The 16356-nt window shown below is 45.7% G+C and carries 18 protein-coding genes; 13 read left to right on the top strand and 5 right to left on the bottom strand.

Annotated features, from left to right (window positions below; translation table 11 throughout):
* Positions 1-14 precede the first annotated feature (14 nt).
* The 10 genes from SWP_RS01375 (at position 15) to SWP_RS01330 (ending at position 9712) form a co-directional block, all read left to right on the top strand.
* Positions 15-485, top strand: coding sequence for an acyl-CoA thioesterase (locus tag SWP_RS01375; RefSeq protein WP_020910517.1), 471 nt, complete (start codon positions 15-17; stop codon positions 483-485).
* Positions 482-1210, top strand: a complete 729-nt coding sequence (locus tag SWP_RS01370; RefSeq protein WP_020910516.1) for a LolA family protein — start codon at positions 482-484, stop codon at positions 1208-1210. Before SWP_RS01375 ends, SWP_RS01370 begins: the two co-directional genes overlap by 4 nt.
* The gene (locus SWP_RS01365; protein WP_020910515.1) at positions 1207-3624 is read left to right on the top strand and encodes an MMPL family transporter; all 2418 of its coding nucleotides are present in this window, start codon (positions 1207-1209) and stop codon (positions 3622-3624) included. The genes SWP_RS01370 and SWP_RS01365 overlap by 4 nt, the downstream gene beginning before the upstream one ends.
* On the top strand, positions 3618-4874 hold the full coding sequence (locus SWP_RS01360; protein WP_020910514.1) for an NAD(P)/FAD-dependent oxidoreductase: 1257 nt from the start codon (positions 3618-3620) through the stop codon (positions 4872-4874). The genes SWP_RS01365 and SWP_RS01360 overlap by 7 nt, the downstream gene beginning before the upstream one ends.
* Entirely contained in the window at positions 4862-5485 is a 624-nt protein-coding gene (locus tag SWP_RS01355; protein ID WP_020910513.1) for a DUF3261 domain-containing protein, read from the top strand. Before SWP_RS01360 ends, SWP_RS01355 begins: the two co-directional genes overlap by 13 nt.
* A 20-nt stretch (positions 5486-5505) precedes the next feature.
* Positions 5506-6735, top strand: a complete 1230-nt coding sequence (locus tag SWP_RS01350; RefSeq protein ID WP_020910512.1) for a beta-ketoacyl-[acyl-carrier-protein] synthase family protein — start codon at positions 5506-5508, stop codon at positions 6733-6735.
* A complete protein-coding gene (locus SWP_RS01345; protein ID WP_020910511.1) occupies positions 6728-7204 on the top strand; it encodes a hotdog family protein in 477 nt (158 codons plus the stop codon). The genes SWP_RS01350 and SWP_RS01345 overlap by 8 nt, the downstream gene beginning before the upstream one ends.
* Positions 7205-7276: 72 nt before the next feature.
* Positions 7277-8002, top strand: coding sequence for a 3-ketoacyl-ACP reductase FabG2 (locus tag SWP_RS01340; RefSeq protein WP_020910510.1), 726 nt, complete (start codon positions 7277-7279; stop codon positions 8000-8002).
* Entirely contained in the window at positions 7999-9240 is a 1242-nt protein-coding gene (locus SWP_RS01335; RefSeq protein WP_020910509.1) for a beta-ketoacyl-ACP synthase, read from the top strand. The genes SWP_RS01340 and SWP_RS01335 overlap by 4 nt, the downstream gene beginning before the upstream one ends.
* A gap of 145 nt (positions 9241-9385) precedes the next feature.
* Positions 9386-9712, top strand: coding sequence for a rhodanese-like domain-containing protein (locus SWP_RS01330; protein ID WP_020910508.1), 327 nt, complete (start codon positions 9386-9388; stop codon positions 9710-9712).
* A 157-nt stretch (positions 9713-9869) separates the two neighbouring features.
* Here SWP_RS01330 and SWP_RS01325 read toward each other — a convergent pair whose 3' ends face one another.
* The 5 genes from SWP_RS01325 to SWP_RS01305 form a co-directional block, all read right to left on the bottom strand.
* A complete protein-coding gene (locus SWP_RS01325) occupies positions 9870-10313 on the bottom strand; it encodes a thioesterase domain-containing protein (RefSeq protein ID WP_044555540.1) in 444 nt (147 codons plus the stop codon).
* 19 nt (positions 10314-10332) lie between these two features.
* A complete protein-coding gene (dtd, locus tag SWP_RS01320; RefSeq protein ID WP_020910506.1) occupies positions 10333-10770 on the bottom strand; it encodes a D-aminoacyl-tRNA deacylase in 438 nt (145 codons plus the stop codon).
* Between the two features lie 302 nt (positions 10771-11072).
* Positions 11073-11642, bottom strand: a complete 570-nt coding sequence (locus SWP_RS01315) for a hypothetical protein (protein ID WP_020910505.1) — start codon at positions 11640-11642, stop codon at positions 11073-11075.
* Positions 11642-12589, bottom strand: a complete 948-nt coding sequence (locus SWP_RS01310; protein WP_020910504.1) for an alpha/beta fold hydrolase — start codon at positions 12587-12589, stop codon at positions 11642-11644. Before SWP_RS01310 ends, SWP_RS01315 begins: the two co-directional genes overlap by 1 nt.
* Before the next feature lie 4 nt (positions 12590-12593).
* Positions 12594-13520, bottom strand: a complete 927-nt coding sequence (locus SWP_RS01305; RefSeq protein ID WP_020910503.1) for a virulence factor BrkB family protein — start codon at positions 13518-13520, stop codon at positions 12594-12596.
* Between the two features lie 160 nt (positions 13521-13680).
* On the opposite strand from SWP_RS01305, the gene SWP_RS01300 reads away from it, so the two are divergent.
* From SWP_RS01300 to SWP_RS01290, 3 genes are all read left to right on the top strand, one after another.
* Positions 13681-13902, top strand: coding sequence for a hypothetical protein (locus tag SWP_RS01300; protein ID WP_044555539.1), 222 nt, complete (start codon positions 13681-13683; stop codon positions 13900-13902).
* Positions 13903-13954: 52 nt separating this feature from the next.
* Positions 13955-14602, top strand: coding sequence for a DUF2959 domain-containing protein (locus tag SWP_RS01295; protein ID WP_020910501.1), 648 nt, complete (start codon positions 13955-13957; stop codon positions 14600-14602).
* A gap of 181 nt (positions 14603-14783) precedes the next feature.
* A complete protein-coding gene (locus SWP_RS01290) occupies positions 14784-15998 on the top strand; it encodes a 4Fe-4S binding protein (protein ID WP_044555538.1) in 1215 nt (404 codons plus the stop codon).
* Positions 15999-16356 lie beyond the last annotated feature (358 nt).

Genomic DNA, 16356 nt, shown 5'->3' with positions numbered 1-16356 from the left:
AGAGTTGTGAACTAATGAAAGGCATAATAAGCACCGAGATCGAAGTTATTATCCCATTCCATGATGTCGATTCTATGGGCATCACTTGGCATGGCAACTACTTACGCTATTTTGAGGTTGCCCGCTGTCAGTTACTCGACAAGCTCGATTATGGCTACCGTGCCATGCAGGATTCTGGCTATAGCTGGCCCATTGTTGACCTGCAGATAAAATATGTGCAATCGAGTACTTTCGATCAAAAAGTGATTATCAAAGCAGCCATTGTAGAGTGGGAGAACCGCCTTAAAATCAACTATCAAGTGCTGGATGCCACAACTCAAAAACGCATTACCAAGGGTTATACCATTCAAGCTGCGGTTGATATGCAAACTGAAGAGCTGTGCTTTGTGACCCCTGATATATTTCAGCATAAGATTGCAGCGCTAATGGCTGACTTCGAGCTATCAAGCCCAGCAACGGGGTTAGTTAAGGGCGTAAGCCGATGAGTGTGCTGCAGCTGAAAAGAGTGTATCAGCAACTCATATTGCTAACCACTTTACTACTGATAAGTAGCGCAAGCTTTGGCGCCGTTAGCCAAACAGATTTTACCGCTTTGTTTAGCCAGCAGGCATCAAGTGCAGAGCTTGAGCAACTGGCACTGCAATTATCACCTAGTCCGCAAGCTAAAGGACTATTTACTCAATACCGCTACTTAAAAGTGCTTAAGAAGCCATTGGTGAGTAACGGTAATTTTGTATTTGCTAAGCAACTTGGTATCGTTTGGCAGCAACAATCCCCTTTTAGCAGCACCTTGATTTTACAAGCAGGGAGGCTGACGCAAATCGACAGTCAAGGGCAAATTCAGGTAACACAAGCCCAGCAATCTGCTAGCGCAAGTCAGTTATCACACCTTATGCCTACCCTACTCAATGCACTGCTTAGCGGCAATTTGCAAACGCTACAACAGCATTTCAAACTCAGCATCGACAACGCCAACAGCAATAATCCGCAATGGCAGCTAGGACTCATTCCGATAGATCCTATGGTGCAAAAGGCCATGCCTCGGCTCGTATTGAGCGGCGAGACACAAATTCAAACCTTGATCCTATTTAGCGATAATCAAGATCGCAGTCGTATTGAGTTTTCCGAGCTTGTGGAGCAACCATTAACTGAGCAAGACAAGGCGCGCTTCTCGCCCGCTATCGCAGATAACCTCAGAGAGACTCAATGAGCGTCAAACAGCAGGTTGTCATACTTGGCTTTCTATCCCGTATAAGCCCAACCAAAAAGCTAGTGATCTGGTTGATGCTAGTCGTTAGCACACTCATTATCGGCTGTGTACAATGGCAATCTGGCGCAAAGATTCAAACCGACATTTTAGCAATGCTGCCCAAAGTGAGCGAAAGCCCGCTCACACAGCGAGCAATAGCATCCGTTGAACAGCAACTCGCCAACAGGCTTTATATTGGGGTTATTGCAGCAGATAAAAGCCAGGCGGTTAATGCCGCTTCACTATTAATACAGCAGTTGAAAACAAACACTGCAGCGGTATTCACTGATGTTGCAAGCGCAGATATTTCGCAAGCTGAAGCTTTAAATGCTTTTTATTTTCCCTATCGCTTTAACCTGCTCACCGATAGACAACAGCAACAACTTAGTCAACAGCAATGGCCGCAACTCACCCAAGCCAGCCTACAAAAACTCTATAGTGCATTTGGCTATGCCAATAGTGGCCTCATTAGCCAAGACCCGTTACTGCTCTACCCTGATAATTTACTGGCACTTGCTCCCAAGCAAGCACTATCGGTACAAAATGGCGTATTGCTAAGCACGTTGCCCCAAAACAACAGCAATACGTCCCCCAAGTACATCGCGATTGTGATGGCTAAGGGGCTACAAAGCGCCTTTAGTCCCAATGCTCAGCAGCAACAGTTAGCAGCACTAAATCAAGCAATGAGCGCTGTCACCGATGATAATGCAGCGGTAAGTTTCATCAAGGCTGGCGCGCTGTTTCATGCAGCTGCAGCCACAGACAATGCCAAACAAGAAGTCTCAAGTATTGGGGTTATCTCGCTTATCGGTGTAATCGCCTTGGTGTGGTTGGCTTTTCGCTCGGTAATGCCACTGACCATAGCCGTCATGACCTTGAGTAGCAGCCTACTTTTTGCCATTGTGCTGACGTTATTGGTATTTGGCGAACTGCATCTACTGACCTTGGTATTTGGCACTAGCCTCGTTGGTATCGCCATTGATTACTGCTTTCACTTTTACTGCGAACGACTCAATAATCCAAGCCTTGATGCTAACCAAGCCTCATTGACTATTTTACCCGCTATATCACTGGCACTAATCACCAGTATTGTTGCCTATGGGTCTTTAGGGATAGCGCCTTTTCCCGGTATGCAGCAAGTGGCTATATTTTGCGCCGCAGGGCTCATTGGCGCTTACTTAACCTTGGTGTTTGCTTACCCTAAGCTGGCCAGCGCAAAACTCAAAGATAGCCAGCACCTTCTCGATATTGCTGATCACTACCAAGGCTTTATGCTTATGCATGTTATGCCATTATCTCGGTTATCGAGGGGTGTATGCTTGTTGGTCGGCATGACTTTTACAGCGATTGGATTAAGTCAGCTTCGCAGTGACGATGATATTCGCCAGTTGCAACACACTCCCGCAGCCATTCAACAACAAGAAGACAGCCTCCGCACCGTGCTAAGTGGCGGTACTGACAATCAGTTCTTACTAGTTCACGCTAACAGTGAAGAGGCACTTAAATTGCAGCTTGAGCAACTCGAACCACTGCTTGAGTCGGCAACGAAACAGCAGTTGATAGGTAACCATTTCAGTTTAAGTCGCTTTCTTCCGAGTGAGAAAACCCAAACGAGTAACTATCAACTACAGCAACAGATCTATCTAGATAACTTGACAGAGATCTTAGCCAGATTAGGTATTGAAGAGAGCATAGCTCAACCACTTGTGGATGCGTATCATACCGCAAATGGCCACTATATCGACGCACAAACATTTATAAACTCAGCAGCAGGCCGGCAGTTAGCTCCTTTGTGGCTTATGCCAGAGCAAGGCTCAGACTATGGCGCGATTGTTATGCTCGGGGGTATTAAGCAACTTGATAAACTCGCAACGCTGTTTAGCAATAACCCCAATGTACAGTTAATTGATAAAGTCGGTGAGATCTCAAAATTGATGAGCCACTACCGACAACTCACCTTAGCATTACTGGTTATCGCGCTGGCTGCAGCGCTGGCTATTTTCACATTAAGATTCGGCATTAAGTTAGCCACTATTGTCGTTTGTGTACCTGCATTTTCAGCTTTACTAACCTTATCTGCTTTAGGATTACTGCAGGCGCCATTGACGCTATTTCATGCCTTAGCGCTGATCTTAGTGTTTGGTATCGGTATCGACTACAGCCTATTTTTTGCAGAAGCTAAACAAAAGACTCGCGGGGTGATGATGGCAGTACTCATGTCTGCGACCTCAACATTGCTAGCCTTTGGTTTACTCGCCTTTAGCCAAACACCTGCGATTAGTGCGTTTGGTTTAACACTACTAATCGGTATTAGTTTTACCTTTTTACTCTCTCCCTTTATTCAGATTTTCACAAGGAAAACAGCGGAATGCTAAGCACTCACGTACATCAAAACACGAAAAGTGTTGAAGAAGTCGATGTCGCCATTATCGGTGCAGGGCCATCAGGTAGCATTGCTGCAAGCTTGCTGCATGCCCAAGGAAAGCGTGTACTTGTGCTTGAGAAGCAACATTTCCCCCGCTTTTCCATTGGCGAGAGCTTACTGCCCTGCTGTATGCAGGTAATCGCAGAAGCCAATATGCTCGATGCAGTCAATCAAGCGGGCTTTCAATATAAGAATGGCGCCGCATTTAGGTGCGGAGACCAATACACCACCTTTGATTTTGAAGACAAGTTTAGCCAAGGTCCAGGCACAACCTTTCAAGTTGAACGGGCAAAATTCGATAAACTATTGGCAGATGAAGCGACCAAGCAAGGCGTTGAGATCCGCTATGGCCAATCAGTAGAGTCGGTAGATTTAACGAACGCGCCACAGCTGACGGTTAATCGTGAAGCTGGCGAAAGCTACCGGGTTAACGCCAAGTTTATCCTTGATGCCAGTGGCTTTGGTCGAGTATTACCGCGATTACTTGAACTAGGAAAACCATCAAGCTTACCAACACGCACGGCTGTGTTTAACCATATTCAAGACAATATTACTTGTAGCGATTTTGACCGTAACAAGATCCTTATTAGCGTTCACCCACAAAACCAAGATATTTGGTACTGGCTTATTCCGTTTAGCGATGGTCGTTGCTCAATTGGCGTGGTGGCAGAGCCCCACCTGCTTGGCGATCTAACTGCTAATCTAGATGATGTATTGCTTGAGATGGTCTCTCAAGAGCCAGGACTTAAGCGATTATTAGCCAATGCAGAGTTGATTAACGAATGCGGAATATTAAAAGGCTATTCTGCTAATGTGACCACCTTGGCTAACCAAAAATTTGCACTGCTTGGGAACGCTGGCGAGTTCCTCGACCCGGTGTTTTCATCTGGGGTGACCATTGCGATGCAGTCCGCGTCTTTAGCGGCAAAAGCGCTGGTTAAGCAACTTGATGGTGAAAGTATTAATTGGCAAACTGAATATGCCGAGCCGTTAATGAAAGGCGTCGATACCTTTAGAACTTATGTTGAAGCATGGTATGACTGTCGCTTTCAAGAGGCTATCTTCTATCAACAACCTGATGTCACCATTAAGCAGATGATCTGCTCCATCTTAGCTGGCTACGCTTGGGATCAGAAAAATCCTTTTGTTAGCGAGTCTAAAAGACGCCTTAATATGGTTGTAGAATTATGCCGCAGCTAGGGTATCGATTAAAAACATTCGCCATTGTTGGGCTGCTGCTATTAACGGGTTGTAGCCAAACTCTGCAAAGACAGACCTGCGTTGAGCTTCCAAGCGATGTTAATTATTGCTTAGCGCCGATAGCGGCTAGCAGTCAGAGTCAACTGACGCCTATTATTGAGCGTAGTCTGACACAAAAAGCCACCATCAAAACTCAGTCAAGCCAGCATGAATTATTAACTCAACTTGAGCTTGCTGCACAGCAGTTAACCTTAGTTGGCTTAGCCCCTCTAGGGCAGCCATTATTCACACTCACTTATGACGGTCATCAGCTCATTAGTGAGCAAAGTACATTGCTCGGTTCGCAATTCAAAGCAGAGTATCTGCTTGCCATTATGCAGCTTATCTACTGGGATGAAGACAGTATCAATCAGCATTTACAAAATGGTTATATACAAGGCTATAATTGCGATGCAGGCTATTGCCGAAAGCTTTATGCCGATAAGCAACACGGTGCTGTTGGCGATAAGCCGATTGTCAGGATTAGTTATAGTCAGCGGGACCTTTGGTCAGCAAACGTTAAACTCAATATAGATGCAGCGAACTTTGAGCTCATCATCAACCCGTTATAAACCTGTTATGGTGATTTAAAGTGAACTCAAAGACTGCAATAGCAATAACTCAAATAGGTTTATGTACGCCTTTAGGTGACAGTCCAGCCGCCGTGCTTAATAACCTAATTAGCGCCAACATTGATGGTATGAAATGGCGTGACGACTTGATGCTTGAACGCCCTGCACTTGTGGGTGAAGTCAGCAGCGTATTGCAATCATTAGCCATTAAATGGCAGCGTTTTGATACCCGCAATAATCAAATAGCCTTAGTCGCGGCTAAACAGATTGAACCGCAAGTCATAGCAGCCAAAGAGCAATATGGCGCAGATAGAGTGGCGGTAATCATCGGCACCAGCACTTCAGGCATTGCCACAGGTGAGCAAGCTCTCGCCCTGTATAGCCAAGATGGTGAGTTTCCAGCAGGATACGATTATGCGCAGCAAGAGCTAGGTGACAGTAGCCTGTTTTTACAGCATTACTTTGGCCTCTGCGGCCCTTGTTTGACCGTTTCAACAGCCTGCTCTTCAAGTGCTAAAGCGTTTGCTAGCGCCCGCAGAATGCTTAATGCCAATCTTTGTGATATCGCTATTGTTGGCGGTGTCGACTCCCTGTGCCAATTAACCCTCAATGGTTTTAACTCGCTTGAGTCAATTTCTAAAGGGCATTGTCAGCCTTTTAGCCTCAACCGTGATGGTATCAATATTGGTGAAGGGGCAGCGCTATTTCTGTTAGCGCGCGCAACTGAGCAAGATGAAATACTATTGACAGGTGTAGGTGAATCAAGCGACGCCTACCATATCTCCGCGCCACACCCAGACGGGATTGGTGCTAAAGCTGCAATGCAATCAGCGCTAAAAATGGCGCAGTTAGCGCCGGAGCAAATTAGCTACTTAAACTTGCACGGCACTGCGACACCCAAAAATGATGCGATGGAAAGCCGCGCCGTTAACACGGTATTTAATCATCATCCACCAGTATGCAGTTCAACTAAACCGTTAGTCGGCCATACCTTAGGAGCAGCAGGTGCGATTGAAGCGGCATTTTGTTATCTACTACTTAGTGATTTGAATATTGATGGTCAATTGCCTCCACAAGTGTGGGACGGACAACAAGATCCCAATAATCCAGCATTACCTATAGTCGCTCAAGGGGATTGTGCTCCACTACAGCATGTTATGAGTAACTCTTTCGCCTTTGGCGGCAGTAATGCCAGCCTAATTCTTAGCAGGAATAGACCAACAACCGAGCGAGCGAATACAGATGTTTGATATAACCACACTTGCCAGTCAAGACGTTGAGCAGTTTATTCCTCACCGACAACCCATGGTGTTGATTAGTCAGTTACTTGAGTTTGAAGCCGATAGCTTGCTCACTCAAACTGTTATCAGCAGCACTAGTGCCTATTTTGATGAAAGCCTATCTGGTGTGCCCAACTATGTCGGCATTGAATATATGGCGCAAAGTATTGCCGCCTTAGCAGGAGTAGAAGCACGGCTAAGAGACGATATTATTAGAGTAGGTTTCCTGCTGGGCACCCGTAAGCTAAAGATGCATATTACCCATTTTAAAGACGGTGAGACCTATCAAACCCATGTCACTCGCCTCTATCAAGAGGATTCAGGTCTAGCGGTATTTGATTGCAAGATAATGCATAATAAACAGCTAGTTGCTGAGGCTAATGTTAATGTATTTCAGCCACAAGATACCCAAGCCTATATTGCTGAAGCCACTGACTAACAAGAAAAATAACATCATAGAAAACAGCGTAGTTCCATTTAAGCAAATCTAAAGGGCTGTTAGGGAGAAAGGATGACCAAAAGAATATTAATTACCGGCTCTAGCCGCGGTATTGGCAAGGCTGTCGCATTAAAGCTTGCCGAGTCAGGGTTTGACATCGCAATGCATTATTATCAAAACATTAGCGCCGCACAAGAGACCCAGCATGCCCTAGAGCAGCTTGGGGTTAGTGTATCTTGTCTCAAGTTTGATATTGCCGATCGCGCAGCAGCCAAACAAGCTATTGAGCAAGATATCGAACAACATGGCGCCTATTACGGCGTAATTTTGAATGCTGGCATAAACTGTGACACCGCTTTTCCTGCGATGACCGAGTCAGAGTGGGACAGCGTAGTGCATACCAACCTTGATGGTTTTTATAATGTTATTCACCCTACAGTGATGCCGATGGTACAAGCAAGGCAAGGCGGACGTATTGTCACCATGGCTTCAGTCTCTGGTATTGCAGGCAACCGCGGCCAAGTAAACTACAGCGCCTCAAAAGCCGGCATCATTGGCGCAACCAAAGCGCTGTCTCTAGAACTGGCAAAACGTAAAATCACTGTGAATTGTATCGCTCCAGGACTTATCGAAACTGACATGGTGTCAGATATTCCAAAAGATATGGTCAACTCTATTGTACCGATGCGACGGATGGGCAAAGCCTCTGAAATAGCAGGACTGGCTAACTTCTTGATGTCAGATGATGCTGCCTATATTACACGCCAAGTGATTTCGGTTAATGGAGGCATGATATGAGCCGTCTGCCTCGTAGGGTTGTGATTACAGGTATAGGGGGTATTACCGCTTTAGGGCACGACTGGCAAACTATCGCTAGCAATCTAAAAGCACAGAAGAACTGTGTGGTTAGACTCGATGAGTGGGATAAGTTTGATGGACTAAATACCCGTTTAGCGGCTCCTATAACCGATTTTCAACAGCCTGCGCACTACTCCCGAAAGAAAATTCGTTCCATGGGGCGAGTGTCAATCATGGCCACTCGTGCCAGTGAGCTTGCGCTGATTGACGCCAACCTGCTAGACGACCCAGTTATTACATCGGGTGCAATGGGCATAGCCTACGGCTCTTCCACCGGCAGTACTGACCCTATTATAGCCTTCGGCGATATGCTAAAAACAGGTGACATGTCTGGGGTCACAGCCACTAGCTATATCCGCATGATGGCACACACAACCGCAGTGAATGTTGGAGTATTCTTTGGTTTAAAGGGCCGAGTGCACACCACCAGCAGTGCCTGTACTTCTGGCAGTCAAGGGATAGGTTACTCCTATGAAGCGATCAAATATGGCCAGCAAGATCTGATGCTAGCTGGCGGCGGTGAAGAGCTATGCCCAACAGAAGCCGTGGTGTTCGACACCCTGTTTGCCACCAGCACCCAAAATGATACTCCAGCCGAAACACCGAAACCCTTCGATAAACAGCGTGACGGATTAGTGATTGGTGAAGGCGCATGTACCTTAGTCCTTGAAGAGCTTGAACATGCAAAGGCTCGCGGCGCAAAAATTTATGCTGAAATAGTAGGTTTCGGTACTAACTCCGATGGCTTACATGTGACACAGCCCAATGCTGACACCATGGAGAAAGCAATCAGATTAGCGCTGAAAGATGCCGAGCTTGAAGCTCGCCAAGTTGGCTATGTCAATGCACATGGTACGGCCACTGATCGCGGAGATATTGCAGAAACCCAAGCCACTCAGGCCGTTTTTGGTATTTCACAGCCTATATCATCGTTAAAGAGCTACACAGGGCACACGCTAGGAGCATGTGGAGCCATTGAAGCTTGGGCCAGTATTGAGATGATGAATCAGGGCTGGTTTGCACCAACCTTAAACCTCAATGAGATCGATTCCGAATGTGGTCAACTCGATTATATCAAAGGCGATATTAGGCAGATTGAGACTGACTACGTGATGAGTAACAACTTTGCTTTTGGCGGCATAAATACCTCGCTCATCTTTAAAAAATGGTCTAAATAGCACAATCAAATATGCCTCCACCTGGAGGCATTTAACTACTTATTTTTCAGTTCAAGCGTTCAATTAGAAAACTCTTATTGAAATAAATCTAATAAGCAGTTTTAATAACAGCATGATTGCTAATACCACTTCGAGAGGAAACCTTATGCCAGAAGCGACGCTATCCAAACTGTCTCATTGTGAACCTGGTGATAAATGCTGGCGACTCATTAAACAAGGAGCCACGGTGATTGATGTTCGTAGCCCACAAGAGTTTGCCAGCGGTCACCTGCCTCAAGCTATCAATGTGCCATTAGATACTTTAGCAACTTGGGTAGCGCAGGTTGGCAATTCACAGCAAATATTTTTGCTCTATTGTGGTGCGGGGATCAGAGCGCAGAAGGGTTGCGATATTTTGTCTGGCGGTGGCCTCCAAAGGGTCGTTAACGCTGGTGCCCTTAAAGATCTACTCGCCTGTGAGCCTAAGCGCTAATCAAAGTCTACCAGATATACCCGTCCAACCTGAAGATGCAGATTTCAGGTAGAACGGGTATATGCCGTCACTTGCACGGCTTTCGCTAACGACTAATCATTTCTAGTTTGGCAAATAAGCAAACAACCCGCAGCGCAATAGACTCGACGCTCAACCATTATTTTTTGGGCAAGCTAACAAAACGGCCCTCAAATACCGCACAGCGTTTATCAGCACACCATAACTCAATTGTTAACCCTATGCGCACCCGTTTACCAAGCTGCAGTGCTGACAAGTCGGCATCTACCCAAGTCGTTTTCGCGATAGGTGCTACAGTTACCGGGGCAATGTAACGCACATTAGCATCCGCCAACACGATATCTCCTTCCACCTTAGCCAGCTGTTGTTGTAGCCACACCATGCCCCAGCCCGATAAGGTCATAAGGGTATAGATGCTACCGGCAAACATGGTTTGGTGCAGGTTCACGTTCGGGGCTAATGGGGCTGTGACACTGAATCCGTGTTTTGAGAATTCCAGCGGGGTGATCTGCATAAACTGACTTACTGGAATCGTTTGATACCAAGTTTTTTGCAATTGTTTCAGCAAGCTACTTTCGTCCATATCTGCCGATTCCATTTCACTATACCTGTAGGTTAAAGGTAACAGGGCCGTCATTGACCAAAGAGACTTTCATATCTGCAGCAAACTCACCCGTTTGTGTGTTAACGCCTTTAGATAGACAAAAATCAACAAAAGCTTGGTAAAGTTCTCGCGCTTGTTCGGGTGTTCCTGCCCCCGAAAAGCTAGGGCGTAGACCGCGACCAGTATCTGCCGCTAAGGTAAACTGCGACACCACTAATAAACTGCCGCCAGCTTGCTCTAAGTTAAGGTTCATCTTGCCATTGTCATCGGAGAAAACTCGATAACTCATCACCTTAGTCGCCAGCTTCTCCATTTTGGCTAAATCATCTTCGCGCTCAACACCTAATAGCACTAACAGGCCTTTATCTATCTCTCCAATGGTTTCACCATCAACGACTACGTTAGCTTCACTTACACGTTGAATTAAGGCAATCACTTACACACTCTCCTGTAAAAATTTAATGGTTAAAATGAAAGAAGCGAAGATGAATACTCCGCTTACGGATAATTGAATGATCGCAAACTCACTCACGGAAAACAGTTTTCCGGCATTCTGTAGATTGGCATTTATGCCGACAAATTCTAAATTTTTGATCAGTTAAAGCCCAATCTACAGAAGAGACATGCTTTTCGTAAGTGCAAAGTTCCGTATGTAACCGAGTCACATCCGTAAGGTCATTTGTCTTAGCGTTTCCTAGAACTTTCTGCTCCAAGGAGCTTCTTTTCCAAGAACCTTGTTTAAATCGACTGAAGTCTTTGCATTACAGGGATGGGTTTAATGATATCTTCCGATCCTTCAGGCAAGGACTTACCAACCTGGCGCAAACCTTCATCGGTCCACAGTATAAATCGACGGATCTCTTCCATGCTAATGGTATCAACAAAGGTTGCCGCACCTTGCACTTGGATCACAGCCCCCCGCTCTCTTATAACAAACTTTGCAAAGTTAAGTTTCTGGTTCAGAGTACCAATCATTACTAGCATCTCTTTGCTGCCTACATACTTAGGATGTATTGCGTAGAAACGGTTCATTAGAATTCGATCGATCCCATCAGGGTTAATACTAGGCTGTAAGATAAACTGGCTATTATCAAACTCTACCGCTACACCATTTGGCCCTGCTTTTTTCGCTAGATAGCTTTTATTCAGTAATGCTTCCAAAAGCTTGTCGGCCGCTTCAGCATCTGACATATCACCTAGAGTGACACTGTCTGGGGCTTTAGAGATAACCTCAACATCGGAATTACTCTCTGTTGCTGCACATGCTGTCAGCCCTAACATTAGGCCCGCTATAAGTAGTTTTCTCATTAATTTATACTTCCTTTCACTATTGTTTGGGCCATTTCCCGAATAGCGCTCACCACGGCTCTGGTCATTTTTATGTCAGCCAAGGCATGGTAGCCGCCTTTAATCTCCATCAACCTTATATGTTGATTCCTATGATCTTGCAAAAAGCTAAATAACACTCCGCTGGGGCATACCCAGTCCAGCTCTCCTTGTAGAATTACGGTTTTTGCCTGAATATTCACGACTGAGACACATAATTGCTCAAAAGCAGCAAAATAATTATTAGACACATAGTAAAGCTCTATGCTTGCTAACACCTGACTGAGGTTTACATTTTTCCTATCTTGCTTACAACCGGGATAGGCCAGAGCCATTTCCCAACTAAGCCAACGACGCGTAAAGTCTTGCCGCACACTCGCGCACTGATTGTCTAGGCCCGCTCGATAGCATGAAAAAAATTGTGATAGCTGCTCATCAGTTGTGGCTGTGACGCTAAACTCTAACTGTTCAGCAGGGAATAACCGAGCAGCGCCTTGCTGACCATACAGCCAGCGAATGCTGTCTTCGCTTGGGATAAAAGCCCCCCAGAGCACTTGTTCAATAACTCGAGAAGGGTACTTTGCAGCATATAACAAGGCTAACGTTGCGCCGAATGAACCACCAGCAAGTGTCCATTTAGATAAACCTAACCATTGCCGTACCTGTTCAATATCAGTCAATAGTTTGCCGAGGTTATTGTGCTTAAGTTCTCCCCTAGGACGCGAAAGCCCTGCCCCCCTTTGATCCATAAAGATGACCCGATACACAGATAGATCAAACAAAACTAATTCATCGGTTGAGCATCCCGCTCCAGGGCCGCCATGCAGATACAACAGCGGGATCCCATTAACATTACCGTATTGAGCAACGTAGAGTTCATGCCCATCACCAACAGCCAGCCAGTCTCGTGATATGGGCTGAGATGTCACCTTTTTATGCTCCGCCTTCAGAAGTCGGCTTCACCTGCTTAGCTGCTTGCTCTGTTCGCTGCGTTGCCGACTCTAACTCCTCAAGCTGAGCAGCTTCCGCTAACCGTGCCGCTCTGGCGATTTGTCGCTCGCGAAGATACTCAGGCATCGCCGCAGTAATCTCTGCACCAACCAACACAATGATCCAAGAAACATATACCCACACAAACAAAATAGGGATCACGGCTAGTGCACCGTAAATCGCTTCATAACTGGGAAATTGAGTGACGTAAAATGCAAAGCCTTTCTTGCCAAGCTCAAATAACATTGCCGCGACTATAGCGCCAAGCAGTGCATGGAAAAACTTTACTTTTTTATTTGGCACGACCATATAAAGCAATAGGAAGGCTGCCACCGAGAACATCATCGGCAGTCGCTCAATAATTAATGGCACAACACCAGATAGCTCTGAGTCATTAAATAGCTTAAGCGAGACTAAATAAGAGGTTGCCACTAGGCTCGCTCCCACAAGTACAGGCCCCAAAGTCAGTACCATCCAATACATTGAGAAGGAGACCGCTACCTGACGTTTCTCTTTAGTGCGCCAAATACTGTTGAGCGATTTATCAATCGCAGAGATGAGCATTAAAGCCACTACCACTAAAGCGGCGATGCCCACAGTGGTACCTTTGGAGGCGTTAGCAACAAACTCATTAATGTAGATCTGAACCGTATCCCCTGCAGCGGGTAAGAAGTTATCATAAACAAAACCTTCTAATTGACCTCTAATTCCTGCAAATACTGGGAAAGCAGACAACATAGAAAACATTACCGCCACTATCGGCACTAAAGACAACAAAGTGACGTAAGCAAGGTGGCCTGCTTTAATGTTGACTTGATCCTCTTTAAAGCGGCGCAGCAAATGTAAAAAAAATGCCCAAATACTCCACATAAAAGACCGAAACTGATTTACTGCTATCTTATTTTTCACTTGTTACTCTTGATTCTGTTAAAGTTGTACCAAATCTGTACGACGGTAAATGATTTATTTAGATCTACCTTGGTACAATAAAGCTTATAACCTTCTCTTTACAAGTATAAGGATTGAATTGATGTCTCAACAAGGTTCCGCAGGCAACGTTATCGCCGCTATCGCCAGCTTTTTCTTTCCCGGTCTTGGCCAGTTAGTACAAGGGCGCATTTTTGCCGCTATCGTGTTTTGTATAATCGCTGTCGTTGGTTATGCCATGTGGTGGCTGATCTTCCCAGCGATCATAGGTGGTATAGCACACCTATGGAGCATTATCGATGCTGCAAAATTTCGCGCCGACTAGGGGCTGTTGATCTTAAGCCAAAATTTTAGATTCACTTTCAGGATTGAATAAGATGAAGAAAATATTATCGGTTACCATTATCAGTGCTAGCTTACTGCTGACTGGCTGCCAAAGTGCTTACTATGGTGCAATGGAGAAAGTCGGTTACCATAAACGCGACATCATGGTGGACCGTGTCGAGGACGCAAAGGAGTCTCAAGAGGAAGCGCAAGAGCAGTTTAGCTCCGCACTTGAAGAGATGCAGGCTTTGCTTAATCATGATGGTGGCGACTTAGAAAGTGCCTACAATAAAGCAAAAGATGAGTACGAGTCAGCGCAAGAAGCTGCCGATGATGTGACTAAGCGTATTGATAAAGTTGAAGATGTAGCCGAAGCCTTATTTGACGAGTGGCAAACAGAAATTGGCGAAATCAGCAAAGCGAGTCTACGCCGCAGTAGTGAATCAAAGCTGAAAGAGACCCGTCGTTCATATACTCAATTGGTCAGGAGTATGCGCAGAGCTGAAAGTAAAATGCCGCCAGTGCTAACTGCCATGAAAGACAACATGCTGTACTTAAAGCATAACCTCAATGCCCAAGCCATTGGTGCGATCAAAGGGGAATTTACTAGCTTACAGACTGACATCTCAGGCCTCATCAACGAAATGAACAAATCGATTGATGAATCCACTAAGTTTATTGCTGCACTAGAAGGCAAATAAGCACAGTCTAAAGTATGGTTCCTAGCTTTTAACGCCTAGGAACCATACTTGTGAGCTTTAGCTTACTTTTCCACAACCCTTTTCAAATTACTCGATCTGCTGCACACCCTTGCCGCCGCAAAAGAACTTATTTGCTATAAAGTTTTCACATTAGTATCAATCATTACTAAATGTATTTGCTATGAGTTTTATCGAATCCTTAACGCTTACATTGGCACTCACCTACAGTGTTAGCCTGCTTTATTGGAGTGGCAAAAAATGGGGAGCAGCAGCAAGCGGAGTCCTCGTTTCAGCCGCTGCCATATCGAGCCTATACTGGCCCCTAATAGCTGCTCTTGCGATAGCGGCCATCGTCATAGGCTTAGTTAACAAATTCCAGCCTCAAGTCGCTCAGGGCAACATGAGGAGCAATAACCTTCGTGAAGGAGTGCAACATCTGCTGGCATTATCGATGCTGCTAGTTGGGGTACAATTTGCCGTGAACAGCGCACTACTCAAGGCTGGCGTGACCCCTTGGCTCATGCGACCTGACGTGGGCGATGCATTTCTGCCCATTGCCGGCGGAATCGAGTTAAAAGCCATTGCGACACTCGGGATTTGGGATCAAACCCACCCTGCTGCTGCGGTTATGCTATTTGTGGTGCTATTAACGGGATTGTTGTGCAAGCGTGCCTTTTGTGGCTGGGCCTGTCCGCTAGGGCTAGCGGGTGAGTACCTCTACAAACTGCGCAAGCGCTTTATCAAACACGAATACCTGCCGCCCGCTTGGTTAGATTGGCCACTAAGAATGCTCAAATACCTGCTACTTTTAGGCTTGCTTTATATCATTATAAGCATGCCGTCGCAGAGTATTCCTCATTACCTTAGTGGCAACTATCACAAGATAGCAGATCTTAAGATGGCACTATTTTTTGTCACTCCAGGACTGGTGACGCTATTATGCTTTGCTTTAATTCTAAGCTTGGCTGCATGGCGGCGCCAAGGATTTTGTCGCTACATATGCCCCTACGGAGCCTTACTTGGACTAGCTAGCTTTCTAAGTCCCTTTAAAATTCGTCGCAATACACAGCATTGCCTCATCGAAAGTAAAGGGATGAGTTGTGACAAATGTACTCGCGCCTGCCCCGCTAATATTGCCGTGCATACTCAGCTGAATGTTCGCTCCGATGAATGCCAAGCCTGCATGCGCTGCGTCTCTGCCTGTCCAAAAAATGAGGCGTTACATTTGAGTACCCGCAACGGGATAAAGCTGTCCGCTCGTGGTCTGACAATTGGTTTAATGCTGCTACTGTTTTTAATTCCGCTTATCGCCTATTTAAGTGGTTTTTGGGTAAGCCAAACCCCAACAGAAACGCGGATGTATTTGATCCAGCATTTAAACTCGATAGGGCATTAAGATCATCGGCTCTACACTTGAGTACAACAGGTTCTAGGGGCGATGCTCGGTGTAAGTGGTTCTAGCAAAGACAGTAAAACCTTAGACGAACGGCCTACGGCACGCTTCGCTTACGATAAGAGCTAGAAAAAAGACGGCATAAATGCCGACCTACTTTAAAAGAAGGTTCTGGCAAAGCCATAGGGGGTTTTCTGTTGATTTCCTAGCTGGATCTAATCCTTCCTAGCTGTAAATTGGCGAACATCCTAGAACCTGCTCAGCTTTAAGATAGGTGCTAGCAATATCCGTAGCTCATTGGTATTTCACTGCCAATGAGCTAGCCATTTTTAAATCTAAAGTTTTGTTAATGGAGAAAGTT

It is taken from the genome of Shewanella piezotolerans WP3 (genome assembly GCF_000014885.1).
Taxonomy (GTDB): Bacteria; Pseudomonadota; Gammaproteobacteria; order Enterobacterales; family Shewanellaceae; genus Shewanella; species Shewanella piezotolerans.
Note: the sequence above shows the minus strand (reverse complement) of the source record. Positions and strands in the feature narration are given on the sequence as shown.

Excerpts from the sequence above, each read along its gene's own strand:
- SWP_RS01365 (WP_020910515.1), top strand. The coding sequence starts at position 1,207 with ATGAGCGTCAAACAGCAGGTTGTCATACTTGGCTTTCTATCCCGTATA.
- SWP_RS01370 (WP_020910516.1), top strand. The coding sequence starts at position 482 with ATGAGTGTGCTGCAGCTGAAAAGAGTGTATCAGCAACTCATATTGCTA.
- SWP_RS01315 (WP_020910505.1), bottom strand. The coding sequence starts at position 11,642 with ATGAGAAAACTACTTATAGCGGGCCTAATGTTAGGGCTGACAGCATGT.
- SWP_RS01345 (WP_020910511.1), top strand. The coding sequence starts at position 6,728 with ATGTTTGATATAACCACACTTGCCAGTCAAGACGTTGAGCAGTTTATT.
- SWP_RS01335 (WP_020910509.1), top strand. The coding sequence starts at position 7,999 with ATGAGCCGTCTGCCTCGTAGGGTTGTGATTACAGGTATAGGGGGTATT.
- SWP_RS01295 (WP_020910501.1), top strand. The coding sequence starts at position 13,955 with ATGAAGAAAATATTATCGGTTACCATTATCAGTGCTAGCTTACTGCTG.
- SWP_RS01330 (WP_020910508.1), top strand. The coding sequence starts at position 9,386 with ATGCCAGAAGCGACGCTATCCAAACTGTCTCATTGTGAACCTGGTGAT.
- SWP_RS01360 (WP_020910514.1), top strand. The coding sequence starts at position 3,618 with ATGCTAAGCACTCACGTACATCAAAACACGAAAAGTGTTGAAGAAGTC.
- SWP_RS01340 (WP_020910510.1), top strand. The coding sequence starts at position 7,277 with ATGACCAAAAGAATATTAATTACCGGCTCTAGCCGCGGTATTGGCAAG.
- SWP_RS01325 (WP_044555540.1), bottom strand. The coding sequence starts at position 10,313 with ATGGACGAAAGTAGCTTGCTGAAACAATTGCAAAAAACTTGGTATCAA.
- SWP_RS01300 (WP_044555539.1), top strand. The coding sequence starts at position 13,681 with ATGTCTCAACAAGGTTCCGCAGGCAACGTTATCGCCGCTATCGCCAGC.
- SWP_RS01355 (WP_020910513.1), top strand. The coding sequence starts at position 4,862 with ATGCCGCAGCTAGGGTATCGATTAAAAACATTCGCCATTGTTGGGCTG.
- SWP_RS01290 (WP_044555538.1), top strand. The coding sequence starts at position 14,784 with ATGAGTTTTATCGAATCCTTAACGCTTACATTGGCACTCACCTACAGT.
- SWP_RS01305 (WP_020910503.1), bottom strand. The coding sequence starts at position 13,520 with ATGTGGAGTATTTGGGCATTTTTTTTACATTTGCTGCGCCGCTTTAAA.
- SWP_RS01375 (WP_020910517.1), top strand. The coding sequence starts at position 15 with ATGAAAGGCATAATAAGCACCGAGATCGAAGTTATTATCCCATTCCAT.